Source organism: Bradyrhizobium australiense, assembly GCF_013114825.1.
GTDB lineage: Bacteria > Pseudomonadota > Alphaproteobacteria > Rhizobiales > Xanthobacteraceae > Bradyrhizobium > Bradyrhizobium australiense.
In genome coordinates this window covers 445869-464295 of the sequence record NZ_JAAVLX010000001.1, presented here as the reverse complement: position 1 = coordinate 464295, position 18427 = coordinate 445869, and the positions used below count along the sequence as shown (strand labels likewise).

Here is an 18427-nt window from a genome sequence, read left to right as displayed (position 1 = left end):
GTGTGACTGATCATAACACGACATATCGTTCTTGGCGCAAATGAGGCATGGGTGAAACCGCAGGCTTCACTTGGTCATGACCAGAGAATGACAGTGGGTAGCCATTTCACCTCGCGCATTAGAAGCTCCATTTCCAAACGCGCCCAAAAAACTTGGCGGAATAGAGGTGCTTACACAACGAACTCAGCAGCTTAAGTGCTGGCTGGGGCGGGAGGGATCGAACCTCCGAATGGCGGAATCAAAATCTGCTTGATTATTCAACATTTTCAAGACGCATTTGGAAAAAATGCTCAAAACAGGCCCCAGCAATCTCAATAGGGTGGGAGCCGTTTCCAAATGAAAAGCAGCCCTCGATGAGGAGGCGGGCTGCGCGCGCCGACCGGGAAGAGAGACGCTCCAGCGCGGAGACTTCCGATAGAGCCGCTGACTAGACTAGGTCGGAAAGCGCGTACGAAATTCGGGCAGCTCCGACGAACCAAAGGGTTAAATGGGTTCGAGTCAGGGGAACACTACCGCTCTTGCCTTCTTCAGTCTTCCGCATGACTGTGTTCGCATGGCCAGCCAAATAGCTCTTGCGCTCCCGTAGCTGAATACTGAAAGGCCCGCCGTCCAAATCGCGACATGATCAATGTCGCGAAAGTCAAAGATAAACCTGAGTTCGGCGGCTGTAATAAGGCTTGAAAACAACCAGCTCAGGTAGCAGGTGCCGGCAGCGCGGCAAGGACCTGTCGATCGAGATGGGTGACCAGCTCAGCCGGCAGCTTCAGCCGATGCGCTAGCGCCTCGAGATACGCTTTCTCAGCTGCCTGGTCCGGATCGATCGCAATACGCGAGGCGAGATAGAGCTCGGCTGCCTGTTCCTGGCTCTGTGCGGCAGCTGCGATTTCCGCCATGTCGACCGGCTTGGCCAACGCATCAAAGACAAAGGCTTTCGCCTCGGCGTCGAGGTCCAACTTGTCGACCTGCTCAAACAGGAGCTTCTGTTCCGTCCCGTCGACATGACCATCGGCTTTGGCGGCGCCGATCATCGCGCACACCAGCGCGAGTTCGAACGGTTGGCCGTTGGCGGCAGGTCTCGCCGCTGGCAGAAACGCGGGATCCGTCTGCTGGATGTCGGAAGGGGTCGCGACCGGCGCCGATGCGGCGTTCTGGCCCTGCCTCCAGTTCTCGTAGGCTTTGTAAGCGAGCGCACCCAGCGCGGCAGCACCGCCGTAGCCAACGATCCCGCCAGCCATTTTGCGCGCCTTCTTGTTGCCGAGCAGCAGCGTCAGCAGGCCTTCGGCCGCTGCGCCGCCAGCAAACCCACTGAGACCGCCCATGCGGTCCATTATCTGCCCAGCCTTGCTGCCGGTTTGCTGCAGCATTCCCTGTGCATTGTCGCCGAGGAATTGTTCGAGTAGTTTGCTCGGGTCCATTCTCTGCTCCTCTTGTGATCCGTTGACGATGTAAGGAAAGGACGTTCGGCTTCGACGCGCTCAGCATGGTCTTCACAGCAATGAAATGCGCGAGTCTGAAACGCGAGCGGCCCAGCTTGAAAGAATCGAGGAACACGGTCCGGATCATCTCCTCAATGAGCCATTCCATTTGCGATAAGCGTGGCGCTTGCCGATTTCATGGGCCTGCAAGTGCCAGGTCAATTAGGACCACCTGGAGCAGTATCGTCAGCGCATCGGCTGTGATGATGAAACCAGTCATGACAGAGATCCGGGATCCAGCAAGTACGGCAGCGATTACTCGCTTCTCGGTGATCCACGAGAGCAACTCATGACCTTCGACTTCGGAAGGGACATCGTGACGAGCCGAATGAGCCTGATTGCCTGCAGCTCGTGCGAATGAAGGTAACGATCCGCTGCGGCCACTCGCTCTGCAATCTCGATGACATCGGGTGCGAGAGACAGTCCCGAGACGGGCCGAAGTACGTCGATAGCAAAGTCTGCAAAGTCTAGCTGCTCGAGGCGGCGTGTGCGCTCGTCGAACAAACTGTCGATACAGGACGTTGCGATCGTGGGGACAAGCTGCCGATCATTGATGTAGCGTACAACTTCTTCGCGCTCAATCGTGTCTACATGTCTGTCGGCAATGGCAACCAGAGCTGCCGCTGTCACGAGGGCGGCGGCTGCCTGTTGATCGCATTCGGTGGGATCGATGATCTCGTGTCGGATGTTGGCGCGTGGTTCCGTGCTCGGCATCGTATTGCTCCTCAAACGTGGCCGCTACTTGCGCGCCGGAGCTCCGAATCGCCTGATCAGGCAGATGACATCTCTGGGCCCTGTGGTCGGCCGATCCATCGCGTCTGGCACGGGATTGGTGATCCGACATCACGAGGTTGGCCGATTTGATTCGACGTCCTCGTCAGAGGGGCCCGGATTCGATTATTATGGCTACAGCTAGAAAGGAGCTAGTTGAAATCAAGACGATGGAAGGTATCTGCGACCACCTGTCGCGCAAACATCGCAGGGCTGCACTCGTCCGCGGTTACTTGAAAAGCAGAAGCTGCGGCGATTCGCCACAAATTCCTGATCGCGATGGAATCGCGACAGCTTTGCAAACTTACGACGCAAGTTGACGTGACGTGCGACATTCGCAACCGCTGCCAAGGCCTGACAAGCAGGTTATTTTCCTGGCCTCAGCGACGTGACCTATCCCAGGCAGTGAGAACGAAGATGAGAATATCCCGGCGCGAAGTCGTGGCATTGGTCGCAACGGCGGCGCTGTTGTCGACGGAATCAGCCTCGGCCGACATCACGGTGTTGCGCGGAACCGTCAACTATCGCGAAAGCATGGCCCTGCCGCCCAATGCCTTCGTATTGGTGCAACTCCTCGACGTCTCGCTGCCGGACGCGCCAGCCAGGGTGATTGCGGAAGACCGCATCCGCGGCGCCACCGGCGGCCCAATTCCCTATCGCCTGTCATTCGACCGGCAACAAATCAACCTCGACCACAGTTACGCGCTGCAGGCGCGCATCTTCGACGGCGATCGTCTCCTGTTCATCAATGCGTCGCATCACGCAGTCTTCGCCGGCGGCCGCAACAGCACACGTATCTTGGTGCGCCGGATCGAGGCCACGGCGGCGCACACTGTATCGATAGTCGGCAAATGGCTGGCCGAGGATATTCTTGGAGGTGGCGTCATCGACCGGCTGCAGACCATCCTGGAGATCGCCCCCGATGGTGTCGTTACCGGAAGCGGCGGCTGTAATCGTTTTCGCGGCAAGGCCATCATCGATGGTGAGCGCATCAGCTTTCGCCAGTTGACGTCCACGAAAATGTCCTGCGCGCCTGCGGCGATGCAGCAAGAAGACAAATTCCAGCAGGCGCTTGAAGCCACGCGACGCTTTCGCGTGGATACGCAGGAACACAGGCTTATTCTGCTCGACGATGGAGACAAGCGCGTCGCGCTCTTCGCCGAGGTGTCCGCGTGAGGTTCGGGGGAGCGGAACGCGAGATTGGCGCAACACGGTGAGAAGTTCTTTCTTGCTGATTCCCCCTCCCCGCGTAGTGCGCTCGCTTCCGCGAGACCTCGCCAGGGGGACGTCTGCTGGAACCGAGCCATTCATGGCCAGTTGAAGTTCGCCCGCTAGTTTTCTCGGGGGCATCAACGAGGAACCATTATGAAGACACTCGCCCTCTGCTTCATGCTGCCGCGTAGCTTGGCTTGAGCCCCTTCGCGTCAGCGCCGGCAATTGCCTTTCCGGCTCCGCCACCTGCTGGCGCAACTGCGTCTTCGGACGCAATGGCTGTCCAGGATCGTCGCTACCCTCGAAGGGTCTGCACGACGCGCACGGTCATCAAGCGCAGCTATCACGGTCGCCGGATCGTCAAGCGAGTTCGCGTTTGCCGATGGCGATGACGAAAGACGCCATCCGGCCGGTTTAGCCGAATCGAAGGAGCGGCAGCATAACATGCAAGCCGCACACGCACGAAAGGAAAGCCCGGCAGAGATAACCGGGCTTGTCCTCAGTCATGGGTAGAGCAGTCCAAGAATGCGCCGCCGATCGCCGAACTCCAAGGCCTGATGACGGTAAGGACAGCGACGTGCAGTCGGTCAAGTCAATCTGTGTACGTAGTAACCGCCTGCTGCGTTGTTCCGGTTACAGCGCCGAAATCGTTTCCAGCATTGTCGCGCATTGGCGGCGAGCGTACCGCTCAAGACACCCGGAGCAGAAATATTTTGCCGACGGTATGGTGCAAGACATCGTCACGGTCTGTCGCGTTCATCCCCTTAACGATCGACGATTTTCAGCGCAACGCTCTCTCTGGCATGCGGTAGAGGAAAGTCGAGATCGCGTGCGCTCTCCGCGGCATGTGTGAGGTAACGGAAACCAGCTATATCGGCCGGCCTCCCCACCAAATATCCTTGAACTTGATCGCACAGCTCGGCACCCAAGAAACCGAGTTCCTCGCGCGTCTCAACGCCTTCCGCCAACACCGGCAGCTTGAGCCCGCGCCCAATGCCGAGCACCGCCCGAACGATGGTGGCCGCCTGCTCGTTGGCCTGGACCGACTTGATGAATGAGCCATCGATCTTGATCTTGTCGAACGGGAATGCCCGCAAGTTCGACAACGACGAGTAACCGGTCCCGAAATCGTCCATTGCGATCCGGACCCCGAGCGCCTTGAGCTGACGCAATGTCGCCAGCGCCCGATTGAAATCGCGGATCAGCGCGGTTTCGGTGATCTCCAATTCAAGCCGTCCCGGCTTCAGCCCGGTTTGAACAAGGATTTCGTGAACGAGTTGTGTAAACTGCGGATTGTGCAGTTGCATCGCGGAGACGTTCACGGCGACGCTGAGCGGGTTAGTCCAGCCGCTGGCTTCCTGGCATGCCTGCCTCAGCACCCATTCGCCAATGTGCTGTATCGCACCACTTTCCTCCGCGACGGGAATGAATAAGCCCGGTGGAACCTGACCGCGCTGCGGATGGCGCCACCGCAACAAAACTTCGAAGCCCGCGATCTCGCGCGTATCAAGCCGGGCTTGCGGCTGATAAGCCAGTTCAAACTCATGGCGTGCAATCGCGCTGCGAAGATCGCGTTCCAGCATGCGCCGATCTCGCACCTCAATGCCCATCTCGGCTTCAAAGAAGCGATAAACTCCGCGACCATCGGTTTTGGCGCGATAGAGCGCGGTATCTGCGTGGGTGAGAAGACCCCGTCCGTCCTGGGCGTCGTTTGGGAAAATCGCGATGCCAATGCTGGTGGAAACGAACGAGGCCGTGGTCGATGATTCATTTTCGATCCGCAGCGTGTCGATGATACTCTCGGCGATGCGGCCCGCCGCCGAAGGACCCGAGAGATTTGTTGCGATAATGGCAAATTCATCGCCACCGAGCCGCGCCATCATCTGGCTCCGATCGAGAACGGCGGTAACGCACTTCGCAACCCTCTTCAGGAGCGCGTCACCGGCCGCATGACCGAATAGATCGTTTACTTCCTTGAAGCGATCAAGGTCGAGACAGAACACGGCGAATGACTGACCCGAGACTTGGTGCACCTCGATTTCGTGGTCGAGCCGGGCATTGAAGCTATTTCGGTTAGGCAAGCCCGTTAGTGCGTCGTGGTGCGCCAGGAAATGAATATGTTCCTCGGCTTTCTTCCGATCACGCAGATCGCGGACGGCGATTGCATGATGCGGCTGACCGGCGAAATCGATCGTGCGAAGGATGAATTCAGCAGGAATGAACTGGCCGTTGACATCGCGCAACTCAGCCTCGACGCGCTCCCGTGGCCTCGTGACCAGCCTGTGCCTGAGAGACTCCTCGGGCAGGCAGATCGCCAGCGATTTCCCAATTACATCGTCGGGGACATAACCCGTCAGCTCCGTCAGGCTTGAATTGATCGAAACGATCTTGTCGCCATAGCAAACCAACAATCCCTCGGCCGAAGCATCGGCAAGTCCGCGCATGCGATCGACTTCCAATTCGGCGCGATGGCGTTCACGGATATCGAGCGCCAGGCCTGCGCAGGCGAGGAACAGGATCGCCAGCGACGCGAGCGCGACGCCGAGCGCAAGCCAGCCGGCAGGGATTGCCATTTCCGACACCGCGACTGTCGGGTCCGGGATGATTGAAACCGCGCCCATGGCGGTGAAATGATGGCTGCAGATTGCCAGCGTGAGCAGCATCGCCCCGATGGCCTTCCATTTCAACGACCCGTCGCGCAAGCCGGCGGGCAGCGCCGTCGCTCCGATTGCGGCACCCAGGGCTATGGAAGCGACAACGAGAGCGGCGTCCCACTGAATCCGTCCGGCGATCTCGAAGGCTGCCATTCCGGTGTAGTGCATCGCCGCGATGCCGCCGCCGACCGTCGCCCCCCCGATCCAGCGCCCGGCAGGCACTCTAGTTCCGGACGCGATTGAAAGACCCACGCCGGTGAGCAGGATCGCCGCAAGGAGCGACAGTAGGGTAAGGATAATGTTGTATCCGCTTGGAATGCCTGGCGAGTACGCAAGCATAGCGATGAAGTGGGTCGCCCAGATGCCGAAGCCGCTCGCGGTGGCGGCGACGCACAACCAGATATCGCGCATATAGCCAGTTGTCTTGCGGACGTGATTTAGAAAGTTGATTGCTGCGAAGGACGCGAGTGCACATACAGCGGCTGCCAGCACCACCAGTCGCAGGTCATGCTCGTAAGCGATGCAGTTGTATATGGTAAACATCGAGATAACGCCCCGGTAAAATATCTTGCATACTTTCAATTCTGCTGGACCGTGCAGCCATCGGCCTTGCGCAATCCTGAATAAGGCTTACACAACTGACGCTATGGTTTCTTTTCAGCGAACTGCCCGTCGGTAACCGGTCCGAGCGCCCCAGAAACTCGTTGATTGTCGTCACTTGTCCGAAGATTGGATAGGCCAGGCGCTGGCGGTCTTGTGCGCCTCCTCGGCAAACTCTGCGACTGTGTGATCAGGATTGTCCCGTCAGGGAAATCGTGGCACGCATTCGCTGGTGGGCCTGGAGCGGTGGGTCGTTTGGCGCGATCTTTATCAGACCTTTGGAGCGTGTCGCGAACCAGCTTCGGGCCCGCGGCGCTGATCACTCTTCTGCTGCCGCAGCAGATGATCGCATCCATTACCATCGATCACTTCGGCTGACTGGGCCTCGCGCAAAGGTCGATTGATCTTTCCCGCCTCACATCCGGATAGGGATGAAAGTCGTTCGGGACTGGAGGATCGAGATCTTGTTGCTGCCGCAGGCCGATCTCTCCTTCGGCACAGGACCCCGTGAGGATGACTGGCTTATGCGCTGCGGCCAACGTGCTGCTGAGCAGGAGCCCCCGATAGAATCCCCAAAGATGTTGGGTGAGGAGGCTGACGCCTCCGGCGCCAGGCTCTCCTCGCTGCGCTCACCGAGCCGCCTAGAGGCGTCTCGGCCCTTCGGCTACAGGCTCAAACCGCTCCAGTTTCGCACCAGAAACAACCCCGCCGAACGACAACAAACGCCATCGAAATCAAACGAAAGCACAGCAAAATCAACGAACCCGATTGAAGTCTGCCGCTGATAACGGTCCGGTTGCAGGTTCGAGTCCTGCCGGGCCCACCAGCAATCAACGGCTTAGCTGTTTTTCATATCACAGCCCCGATGGCCAGCGCACCAGAAACGCCCCGCTTCGTTGCGACGCGTGCTGCTTCAGCTGTCCTCAAGCTACTTCTTTGGCTTAGATCTGACTACGATCTCCCCACGCGATCGTAGAGTTGGCGGCAATTTCGCAATCGGAGCTTAAGCAGCGGGTTGCATTCCGGTCGTGGGAACAAGCTCCCTCCGGTTGAGAACCTGCGAGCGGGACGTGCAGATAGCCAATGTCCAGAGAGGGATGTGCATGAATCGACGAATGCCGTTGATACCATGGGCTCTCCCCCAGAGACGAAGCCATGGCCGCTTACGGACGATGGTTGCAAATCGGAGTCGACGGGAGGCGATTGGAAATTGGTCGAGGTCGCCAGTCAGGCAGCCTCGCCCAGCGCGGCTCCGAGAATCGTCTTCTGGTAAGCGGCGAGCATCCCCGGTTCCTCAATCGATCCGTGGTGGTGCAGCTGCCGCCAGGTGCCGTTTCGCCGTGTAAACCAGCGCGCTGTACGGAATCGAACATCTATCTTCCGATCGGAAGTCGTGCACGTGCCGAACTCGCGCCCCACGAACAATGCCAGTCGTCGCCGCCTTGGCTGGTGAAACCGTGGAAGGTTACCTGGACGATCGCGGGGCCACCGAACAGTTTCATGTAGCCTTCACTGATCGGCTTCCAGCCGCGCCGGATGCCGCCCATCGGGTTGTCCATGCTCGGAGCGTCGCCCTGCTCCCAGTTCGCCGCAAGCCCGCCAAGGTCACGCGCGTTGAAGGCTCTGTAAAAATCGATCAATGCGTCGAGCGCATCCCCGCTGCCGCCTCGCGCCTCGCGCTCCGTAACTTCCGTCAATCTTGCGGTCATGGTGTTTCTCCCTGTTGTGAACTCTCAATAGACCCGTTCCTTGGGCGGAATTGCCTGCACCTCGTTCGACAGTGGCTGCAGATGTACCGGCCTGTAATCGAGCCGGGCGCGGCCAGCACACGCTGTGCTTGAGCCAGTTCTCATCGTCGCGCTTCGGGAAACCGGATGCTCATGTACGATCTGGCAGCGATCGCGCTCGGGAATCCGAAACGCCGCGGCAAGAGCACTGTGCGTCGCGTTCAGGAGGGCCTTGAGTTGATCGGGACTGCGGCCTTCTAAAATATCCAATCGAAGCAGTGGCATGTGATTTCTTTGCCTGGATTTCGTCGCGGATACCCTGTGTTGCCTCATTCACGCCGTCAGCGCTCGCGCGGTTCGCGAACGCTCTGTCCGAGTTACAAATTGGCTATGAACATATCACGAGCTGGGGCGACTCCGCGGCAAGAAGCGAGACGTGCCGGCGGACGTGAATGCATTTGGGAAAAGCTAATCGAATTTGTCAGACCAACAAGCAAACCGCTCTCTCTGACATCGGATTTTACGCGGGCGTTTCCAGCCGCGCTGCGCAGTTCATTCCATCACCAGACGTCGGGTGGCCTCGTCCGAACGAACGATTCCGCCTTCGCCTTCCAGTCGGTTGCTCTGTTGACGTCCTGGCGAGTAAATTTCAATCGGACACCAGCTCCCACATCGCCAACCTCTTCGACGGCCCCGGCTCCAAACTTCTCGAAGGCGCGGCTCACAGGCGTCGCCCTCTGAATAGAGCCAAGCGCTGCCGTTTGCCTCTGTCAGGGCTATGGCTTCGGCCGGCATTCCCGCAGCTTCCGCGAAATCCTCGCGGCTAACTCCCGTTAATGCGCGCGCGGCCGCAATCAAGCATCCTGTCATTTTAATCCGGGATGCCATGTTCGGGTCTCGCGACTAACGAAACCGATGCGTTGTTGCGTTTCTCGGAACAAGTCGAGAATTGAGTAGTCGGCAACACGCTCAATCTTCACCGCCTTGCTTCCGGCCCCGTATCCTGTCCTGCAGCTCAAGGCTCTTTGTCGAAATGCTTGCCAGGACAGGCAATCGGGAGTGCCAGCCACGGCGGATCGCCATCAGGCGAAGTCCAAAACAGAGTGCGGCTCCGGCAATCGTCGTCACGGTTGGGGGAGTATGCAGCAGGCTGCCTGCAACCACCACCGCCGCACCGGCTAAAGCCGCAACGGCGTAAAGATCGGCACGCAGCACAGTGGGAATCTCGGCGACGAGGACATCGCGGACCATGCCTCCGCCTATTCCCGTCACCATGCCCAGCAGCGCTGCCATGACCGGATTCAAGCCGAGGGCCAGCGCCTTTTGTGTGCCGGACACGGCGAAGAGCGCCAGTCCTGCAGCGTCGAACAGGAGGACGGAGTTGCGCCACCGATCTACGCCTGGAAACCAGCAGAAGGTGAGCACGCCCGCAAGAAGCGAAACGGCCAAAAATCGCCAGTCGTTGATCGCTGCGGGCGGAACCGCGCCAATCATCAGATCGCGGGTGATACCTCCGAAGTTTCCCGCCACGAACGACAGCACCAGAACGCCGAAGACGTCGAGCCGGCGCTTGACCGCAGCGCTCGCTCCGCTAAGTGCGAAGACAAAGGTCCCGATTAGATCGAGCACCAACAGGAGCGTGTTCATTGCGGTCGCCGGCCCCACGTGAGGTGAAATCGTACTCTACAAATCCGCGCCTCGCAGCTTTGGTAGCGGGAAGCGCTTCGAACGCCCTACCCGAACATTTGGGTTATGGCTCTGTGGCAGCGGCGACCCGTGGCGAAGACCGAATCGACACCTCCCTAACAATCTGAGACGCGAACCACCGCGTTGCAGGTTCAATTCTGCCGGCTCCGCAATAGAGTTGCGGCGGCTGGCTCAGTGCTGCTCGCCTAGAAAGCGATTTCAGCTCGAAACTGATACGATCCTATCTCTCAGATTGTCCAAATTGCACGCGTCAATATCCCAATCTACGACGAGCACGTAGTCGACCTGTACCAATTGATCCACGCGCCGTATCTCATGACGCTAGGTGCAGAAACAAAGGATAACGCGCACCTAAGTTCGATGAGAGCAGGAGAAACCCGTTCAGAATGAAGCTCCTGAACAGAGCGCCGATTGCTGGGTAATTTCAATTGGCTGGGGCGGGAGGGATCGAACCTCCGAACGGCGGAATCAAAATCCGCATTCAACTGTTTCAATGAGCGTTTCGAAAATTGCTCTCACCATACTGTTTCTGGCTGCTCCCGAAGCCGGCGGATTCAGGAGGCAAACGGGACCTGAAGGAGCGTTCCTGGTGGTTGGAACCTTTGTAGCTCAACCGGGTTGCGCTCGGGTGCAACCGAGTTTGGGCCAAAATGACGTCCTGGCTGAGATTGAGTCTGGCGATCGCCGGAGCTTGCGTCCTCGCCTCCTGTACGGGATGGCAATCGTCATTCAACGCTCAGGCGCCTCAGGCAGACGAAATCAGACGCCTCCTCTTGATCTTCATCGCCGTTTCCGCCGTGGTCTGGATCGGCGTGATGGTGGTCCTGTTCTTCGGCATGCTTCGACGCAAGCGGCAGAACCAGCAGCCGCTCGATCTTCATGAGGGATTTGAACGCCGCGCCGGCAGCGTCGTCCTGATTGCCGGCCTGCTGACGACGGTCACCGTATTGGCTCTTTCGTTCGTCAGCTACGGCGCCCAGCGTACCGTGTTCGCCAATGAGGCGGATCCGGTGACCATCAAGGTGACGGGACATCAATGGTGGTGGGAAGTCCAATATCAGGCGGATAGCCCGCATCTGAGTTTCACGACGGCCAACGAAATCCGGGTTCCGGTCGGCAAGCCGGTTACTGTCGAGTTGGAATCGGCCGACGTGATTCACAGCTTCTGGGTCCCTAGCCTGACCGGCAAGATGGACCTGATCACCGGTCAGCGGAATTCCCTCCAGTTTACGGCGAGGACTGCCGGCATTTATCGCGGACAATGCGCGGAGTTCTGCGGGATACAGCACGCGCACATGGCCTTTACCGTAAGAGCGCTGCCGCCGGACGAATATAGCCGGTGGCGCCATCACCAGAACCAGGGCGCGGCAAGTCCCGGAGATCCGCTCGGTATTCGTGGCGAGCAATTGTTTCGCGGCAGGGGTTGCGGGCTCTGCCACACGATCCGCGGTACCCTTGCCGGCGGCCAGTTCGGTCCTGACCTCACCCATGTCGCGAGCCGGGATACGATCGCGGCCGGAACGCTACCCAAAACTTCCGGCAATCTGGCCGCCTGGATTTCCGATCCGCAGCACATCAAGCCCGGCAATCTTATGCCAAAAATGGCGCTGCAATCCGACGAGATGATCGCGATCGTCCATTATCTGGAGCAGCTGCAGTGAGCGAACTCGTCAGCACGCCCGACCGAGAGCTGCGCGACAACGATTTGGATCACTCCGAGCTTTCTGCCCGGCTGATTGGGCTATGGCATACGCCATCGGGCTGGCTTGGCCGGCTGGCCACCGTCGACCACAAAGTTGTCGGCAAGCGGTACATCCTCACGGCATTCGCCTTCCTCGCGCTCGGCGGTATTCTGGCCGTGCTGATGCGGCTTCAACTCTCCGGCGCCGAACGGAAACTGCTGTCGCCTGATCTGTACAACCAGGTCTTCACCATGCACGGCTCGACGATGATGTTTCTGTTCGCCGTACCCGTGATGAAAGCCTTTGCGGTCTATTTCGTCCCATTGATGGTGGGAACGCGCAATATCGCCTTCCCGCGGCTGAATGCGTTCAGCTACTGGATATTCCTGTTTGGCGGCTGCTTCCTATGGGGTTCTTTTTTGTTCAACGCAGGCCCTGACATTGGCTGGTTTGCCTACGTTCCGTTGTCCAGTCTGCAATTCAACCCGAGCAAACGCGCCGACGTCTGGGCGCAGATGATTACGTTTACTGAAGTCGCAGCGCTCGCCGTAGCGGTTGAAATCGTCGTCACCGTGTTCAAGCAGCGCGCGGTCGGCATGACGCTGGATCGCATTCCGATTTACGTCTGGGCTATGCTTGTGACCGCGTTTCTTGTCCTTTTCGCAATGCCTTCAGTCATGATCGCCTCGACGACGCTGATCCTGGACCGTCTCGTGAATACCCATTTTTATGACACGGCATCGGGCGGCAATGTGCTGCTTTGGCAGCATCTGTTCTGGTTCTTCGGCCATCCCGAGGTTTACATCATCTTCATTCCGGCCACCGGCATGGTCTCGATGCTCGTGGCCACATTCGCACGGAGGCCGGTGGTCGGATACACGGTGATCGTTCTTTCCTTGATCGCCACCGGCTTCCTCTCGTTCGGATTGTGGGTGCACCACATGTTCGCAACCGGCCTGCCCCAGCTCGGAGCCAGCATGTTCACGGCATCGAGCATGCTGATCGCCGTTCCCAGTGGCCTGCAGATCTTCTGCTGGCTCGCGACGCTCTGGGATGGCCGCCCGGTTTACCGCACCCCATTGCTGTTCGTGCTCGGCTTCATTGCTATCTTTGTATTGGGCGGGCTGTCGGGCGTGATGGTCGCCTCGGTCCCGATCGATATGCAGGTCCACGACACCTATTTCGTCGTGGCGCACTTTCACTACGTCCTGATCGGGGGCGCCGTATTTCCGCTGATTGGAGCGCTCTATTACTGGTTTCCGAAGATCACGGGCCGAATGCTCAGCGAGAGGCTTGGTCGCTGGAATTTCTGGCTCGCCTTCATCGGTTTCAACATTGGTTTTTTCCCGATGCACATCCTCGGCCTGATGGGGATGCCCCGACGTGTCTATACCTACACGCCCGAAATGGGCTGGGATCATCTGAACCTGCTTTCGAGCACAGGCGGGGTGGTGTTCGCGACAAGCTTCGTGCTGCTCATTTTCAACGTGATCCACAGCCTGCGGCGCGGAGAGCTGGCGGGCGATAATCCCTGGGACGCCTCCACCCTCGAATGGGCGACGAGTTCGCCGCCACCGCCGTACAACTTCTCCCGAATCCCGGTGGTGACGCATCGTGACCCGCTCTGGGCAGACGCCGGCAATCTCCCGGTGGTTGCTGGATTAAGCGTTGAGCGGCGCGAAGTGCTGCTGAGTTCGGTCGCCGATGCCGAACCGCACACCCGGGAATCCTCGCCGGAGCCGAGCATCTGGCCACTGCTCACTGCGATCGCCACCACAATATTCTTTATCGGCTCGATCTTTACACCGTGGGCCGTGGTCTGGGGCACCCCGCCGATCGCCGCCGCGCTGATCGGCTGGTTCTGGCCGAGCGGCACAAAGGAGGACGAGGAGTGAGGCAGACCATCGTCCGCAGCGTCAATGACCTTCCAACCTACGGCTTCGGTTCGCAAAGTGGGCCGTGGTGGGGAGCGATGGCCTTCATCGCACTCGAAGGAATGGGATTTGCGGTCGCCATCGCGGCCTATCTTTATCTGTACGCCGTGAATCCGAAATGGCCGATCAGTTCGGCGCCGCCCGATCTGTGGCCCGGGACGCTTGAAACGGCCATCTTCCTTCTCAGCGTCATTCCGAACGAACTCACCAACCGCGTGGCGCATCGGCTCGATCTGCGCGGCGTGCGGATCGGCCTCATCGTCATGTCAGTGATCGGAGTGGGGCTTCTGGTGGTCCGCGGATTCTCCTTCGCACACCTTAATACGCGATGGGATCTGGACGCCTACGGCTCGGTAGTGTGGTTTGTACTCGGCCTCCACACCACACATCTTGCAACTGATGTCGTCGATACCATCGTGTTGACCATTCTGATGTTCACAAGGCACGCTACTGCAAGGCGATTTAGCGACGTGACCGACAACGCTTTTTATTGGAACTTTGTCGTAATCGCGTGGCTGCCGCTCTATCTTCTGCTGGACTGGATACCCCGGCTATGAACGCGATCGATGCATATCGGAACCCGTTGTACTGGGCGGGCGTCGCTCTCGGGCCAGCAGCCTTTGCTGTGAACCAGCAGACCGTCTATGCGATCACAGCACAAGCCTGCAATGCCGCAGTCTCACCGGCGGTCGTCCTCTCAGTTCTGATGGCGCTCGTCGCTGCGCTCGGCGCGCTAGTGTCGTTTCGAGCGATCCGCCGCGACGCGGCTGCGGAATGGGCGGAGGCGCAGGGTGGACGCGCGCGAAACTTCATGGCCTGGCTGGGATTTGGCTCCGGAGTCATATTTGCGCTGGTTATCGTCGATCAGCTGGCCGCGGCGCTGATGATAAATCCATGCCTGCGCTGAGTTTTGTTTCCACCTTCTTGCTTGTCCTTGCGGCTGCACCAGCCACCGCCCATGACCTGTCCGGCGTACTCAATTCCACATGGAGCTACGATCCCTGGCTGCTCACTCCCCTCTACGTCGTCGGCATCAGCTTCTATGTGGGCACGCAGCGGATCTGGCAAACGGCAGGATTTGGGCACGGGGTACAGGTCCGCCAGGTCGCAGCCTTCTGGACGGGATGGCTGGTGCTGGGACTAGCCATCACCTCTCCCCTGCACTGGCTCGGGGAGCGATTGTTCAGCGCGCACATGATCGAGCACGAGCTGATGATGATGGTCTCGGCGCCGTTGATGGCCTACGCCCGCATCAACGGCGCCATGTTATGGAGCCTGCCGCGAGGATGGCGGCCCGCCGCCGGCCGCGTCCTCACATCAGGCGTGATCGGAGCCTGTTGGTGTGCGATCAGCCATCCTGTCACCGCAACGGCGCTCCATGGCCTTGCCCTCTGGCTCTGGCATGCGCTGCCCTTCTACCGGCTTGCCCTCGAAAACGTGGCCGCACACCGCCTGCAGCACATCACCTTTTTCCTTACAGCGCTGTTGTTCTGGTGGGTACTCTTCTACGGACGCGGAACTGGACGCAGCATGCGGATTCGGGACGGTATCAGCGTGGCCTGTCTGTTCGTCACCGTGCTGCACTCCGGCTTGCTGGGCGCCCTCCTTACGCTTTCACCGCGCGTCTGGTTTCCGCAGCAGGGATTATTAGCGGCCGATTTCGGCCTGACGCCGCTCGAAGATCAGCAACTGGCGGGACTGGTGATGTGGATTCCGATGGGGACGCTCTATACCTGCGCCGGGCTTTTTTTCGCGCATCGCTGGCTCTCGCGTTCAAGCCGGACTGCAGCCGCGAGGCTGTCCGGAACAGGAACGTTGGTCCAGTGATTTTGTTCAAACGGAGCGCTTTTCACCTGGAGCTTAGCCGATGCACAAGACCATGACTTCGTCCGCAGCGATCGCGCTGATTGTCATGCTGGGCACATCGTTTTCCAGTGCGCAGGTCCCGAACAACGCAGATGGCAAGCCATCATGCCCCGTCGACCACGCCCGCTTGGCGGACATTCTGAAGAAGAGCGTTAGGCCGGCTGGTGGCCCGAGCAATGGTGGGCTCGACAACAATGAATGGGCGGCCGTCGTCAACCGCGACGGCATCGTTTGCGCTGTGGCCTTCAGCGGCAACAAGGCTGACGACCAGTGGCCGGGCAGCCGCGCCATCGCTGCGGAGAAAGCCAACACCGCAAACGCTTTCAGCCTGGCGAACAAGGCAATGGCGACCGCCAATTTATACGCTCAGTCGCAACCTGGCGGCTATCTGTTCGGCGCCGCCCTGAGCAGTCCGCCCAATGCGGCCGCGCTCTACTCCGGCCAGCCCGCGCAATACGGGACATCGCAAGATCCCCTTGTGGGCCAGCCGCTCGGCGGCGTCATTGCGTTCGGTGGCGGGCTTGCCCTCTACGACAGCAACGGGCCGGCCGGTGGCCTTGGCGTGAGCGGCGACAGCGCCTGCGCCGATCACAATGTGGCTTGGCGAGTGCGGCATCTCCTCGGGCTTGATCATGTGCCGGCGGGCGTCAATCCGAACATGAAGGATGCGATCATCTACGACATCGGCCCGGACGGGAAAAGCACATCCGGATTCGGTCATCCCAAATGCGACGGCAAGGAAGATCAGATCGCCGTCGACCTTGGCGCAGGCGTTCAGGGAAATGCAGTTCGATAAGCCGTCTCGCGCGCCTCACGTCATAGTTCCCAGCGCGAGGAACCAAACCAGAGTAGAAGGATTGTAGGTTCCGTCCGACCTATCGATGCGTCGCGCGGAGTGACCTTATGATTTTGACCTGTCTTCGCAAGATAGCGTCGGCAGCAGGCTGGATTGCGATCGGAGCGGTATGGTTTCCGACCCTTGCGTTTGCTCAAACGCCCTCTGGCGATTTGGCAGCGCGAATGAAGGACCCCAACCAGTGGCCGATGGCGGCGCGCGACTACGCCAATACTCGCTATAGCGAGCTTGACCAGATCAACACCTCAAACGCATCACAGCTCCAGCTCGCCTGGACGTTTTCGGTCGGCGCCGATCGCGGACAGGAAGCGGCGCCCATCATTGTTGACGGAATGATGTATGTCGTTGGTCCCTATGATGGCCCCTATCCGAACCGGGTGTTTGCGCTAGACGCTACAACTGGCGAGTTGAGGTGGTCCTATGCCCCGCGGCCCGAGCCCGCCGCGAAAGGCGTGGCCTGCTGCGACGTGGTCAATCGCGGACTGGCCTTCGACCAAGGCAAGATCTTTTTGAACACGCTGGACAATCATACGGTGGCTATCGACGCCAAGAGCGGCAAGGAGCTTTGGCACACCAAGCTCGGCGAAATCAATCGCGGCGAGACAATCACGATGGCGCCGGTGGTTGTCAGGGGCAAGGTGCTGGTCGGAAATAGCGGCGGCGAGATGGGTGTTCGCGGCTGGATCACCGCACTGGACGCGGATACCGGTGCGATCAAGTGGCGCGCCTATTCGACTGGACCCGATAGCGACGTTCTGATCAGCGATGATTTCAAACCCTTCTATGACAACCTCAAGGGCAAGGATCTCGGCGTCACGAGTTGGCCGGCCGACCGCTGGCAAGTCGGCGGCGGCACCGTTTGGGGCTGGATCTCCTACGATCCCGAGTTGAACCTGATCTACTACGGCACCGCCAATCCCAGTCCATGGAATGCCAACCAGCGCAGCGGCGACAATCTCTGGAGCACGGCCATCTTTGCGCGTGATCCTGACACCGGCCGCGCCAAATGGGCCTACCAGATCAATCCGCATGATCTGTTCGATCATGATGAGATCAATGAGAATGTTCTCGTCGATCTCGAGATCAACGGCGCCATGCGCAAGGTCCTGATCCACCCCGGCCGCAACGGCTATATGTACGTGATCGACCGTGCGACAGGTGAGGTGCTCTCGGCCGACGCCTACGACCATGTAAATTCCTACAAGGGCGTCGACCGGAAAACGGGCAAAATCATTCCGAATGACGACAAAACGCCACTTCTAGGCCAGACCATCAACGATATCTGCCCGGCTGCACCCGGCGCAAAGGATTGGCAGCCCAGTGCGTGGTCGCCCCGGACCAAACTGTTGTACGTGCCGCACCAGCACCTGTGCATGAATTTCAAGGCGACCGAGGTGGGCTACATCGCGGGCACTCCGTTCGTCGGGGCGTCCGTCGATATGTATGCGGGCCCCGGCGGCTACCGCGGCGAGTTCATGGCCTGGGATCCCGTAGCCAAGAAGAAAGTATGGGAGATTCACGAAAACCTCCCCGTCTGGACCGGCGCGCTCGTCACCGCCGGCGACGTGACGTTCTACGGCACGATGGACCGGCTCTTCAAAGCGGTTGATGCCAGGAATGGAAACGTCTTATGGCAGTTCCGCGCCGGGTCGGGGTTTATTGGGCAGCCAGTGACCTATCGGGGGTCCGACGGTCAGCAATATGTCGCGATCCTGTCCGGCGTTGGCGGATGGCCCGGTGTGGTCGCGAACGCCGAGGTCGATCCGCGCGTGCGCAACGGCGCGCTGGGTTTTGCCGGAGCGACGCAGGATCTGCCTTTCTATACCGCTGGTGGCAGTGAGCTTCTGGTGTTCAAGCTCGGTCCGGGCGCAGCCGCCAACGCCGCTCGCCCCGCACCACAGGACAATAGCAATGCGCAACCTCGTTAGCTTGGTGCTCCTGTT

General features: G+C 59.5%; 13 protein-coding genes and 1 pseudogene. 8 read left to right on the top strand and 6 right to left on the bottom strand.

Going from position 1 to position 18427, the window contains the following annotated elements:
* Positions 1-692: 692 nt before the first annotated feature.
* A complete protein-coding gene (locus HCN58_RS02155; protein ID WP_171577715.1) occupies positions 693-1415 on the bottom strand; it encodes a tellurite resistance TerB family protein in 723 nt (240 codons plus the stop codon).
* Positions 1416-1730: 315 nt separating this feature from the next.
* Positions 1731-2189 (bottom strand): TerB family tellurite resistance protein, encoded by a 459-nt coding sequence (locus HCN58_RS02150; RefSeq protein ID WP_171577714.1) that lies wholly within the window; start codon positions 2187-2189, stop codon positions 1731-1733.
* Positions 2190-2687: 498 nt separating this feature from the next.
* Here HCN58_RS02150 and HCN58_RS02145 point away from each other — a divergent pair, with 498 nt between their 5' ends.
* On the top strand, positions 2688-3422 hold the full coding sequence (locus HCN58_RS02145; protein ID WP_171577713.1) for a YbaY family lipoprotein: 735 nt from the start codon (positions 2688-2690) through the stop codon (positions 3420-3422).
* Positions 3423-4222: 800 nt separating this feature from the next.
* Here the strand turns inward: HCN58_RS02145 and HCN58_RS02140 are convergent.
* From HCN58_RS02140 to HCN58_RS02125, 4 genes and pseudogenes are all read right to left on the bottom strand, one after another.
* Positions 4223-6655: a bifunctional diguanylate cyclase/phosphodiesterase gene (locus HCN58_RS02140; RefSeq protein WP_171577990.1), complete on the bottom strand. Its 2433-nt coding sequence runs from the start codon at positions 6653-6655 to the stop codon at positions 4223-4225.
* A gap of 1284 nt (positions 6656-7939) precedes the next feature.
* Positions 7940-8421, bottom strand: a pseudogene (locus tag HCN58_RS02135) (YybH family protein).
* 24 nt (positions 8422-8445) lie between these two features.
* Positions 8446-8724: a tautomerase family protein gene (locus tag HCN58_RS35520; protein WP_235983298.1), complete on the bottom strand. Its 279-nt coding sequence runs from the start codon at positions 8722-8724 to the stop codon at positions 8446-8448.
* A gap of 684 nt (positions 8725-9408) precedes the next feature.
* On the bottom strand, positions 9409-10086 hold the full coding sequence (locus HCN58_RS02125) for a trimeric intracellular cation channel family protein (RefSeq protein WP_171577712.1): 678 nt from the start codon (positions 10084-10086) through the stop codon (positions 9409-9411).
* Positions 10087-10796: 710 nt separating this feature from the next.
* Here HCN58_RS02125 and coxB point away from each other — a divergent pair.
* From coxB to HCN58_RS02090, 7 genes are all read left to right on the top strand, one after another.
* Positions 10797-11807, top strand: coding sequence for a cytochrome c oxidase subunit II (coxB, locus tag HCN58_RS02120; RefSeq protein WP_171577711.1), 1011 nt, complete (start codon positions 10797-10799; stop codon positions 11805-11807).
* Entirely contained in the window at positions 11804-13723 is a 1920-nt protein-coding gene (gene ctaD, locus HCN58_RS02115) for a cytochrome c oxidase subunit I (RefSeq protein WP_171577710.1), read from the top strand. The genes coxB and ctaD overlap by 4 nt, the downstream gene beginning before the upstream one ends.
* Positions 13720-14319 carry a cytochrome c oxidase subunit 3 gene (locus tag HCN58_RS02110; protein ID WP_171577709.1) on the top strand — a complete coding sequence of 200 codons (600 nt, stop codon included), beginning with the start codon at positions 13720-13722 and terminating at the stop codon, positions 14317-14319. The genes ctaD and HCN58_RS02110 overlap by 4 nt, the downstream gene beginning before the upstream one ends.
* A complete protein-coding gene (locus HCN58_RS02105; protein ID WP_171577708.1) occupies positions 14316-14669 on the top strand; it encodes a hypothetical protein in 354 nt (117 codons plus the stop codon). The genes HCN58_RS02110 and HCN58_RS02105 overlap by 4 nt, the downstream gene beginning before the upstream one ends.
* Positions 14657-15589 carry a cytochrome c oxidase assembly protein gene (locus HCN58_RS02100; protein ID WP_171577707.1) on the top strand — a complete coding sequence of 311 codons (933 nt, stop codon included), beginning with the start codon at positions 14657-14659 and terminating at the stop codon, positions 15587-15589. The genes HCN58_RS02105 and HCN58_RS02100 overlap by 13 nt, the downstream gene beginning before the upstream one ends.
* A gap of 85 nt (positions 15590-15674) precedes the next feature.
* Entirely contained in the window at positions 15675-16424 is a 750-nt protein-coding gene (locus tag HCN58_RS02095; RefSeq protein ID WP_171577989.1) for a GlcG/HbpS family heme-binding protein, read from the top strand.
* Positions 16425-16531: 107 nt separating this feature from the next.
* Positions 16532-18412 carry a methanol/ethanol family PQQ-dependent dehydrogenase gene (locus HCN58_RS02090; protein WP_171577706.1) on the top strand — a complete coding sequence of 627 codons (1881 nt, stop codon included), beginning with the start codon at positions 16532-16534 and terminating at the stop codon, positions 18410-18412.
* The last annotated feature ends 15 nt before the right edge of the window (positions 18413-18427 follow it).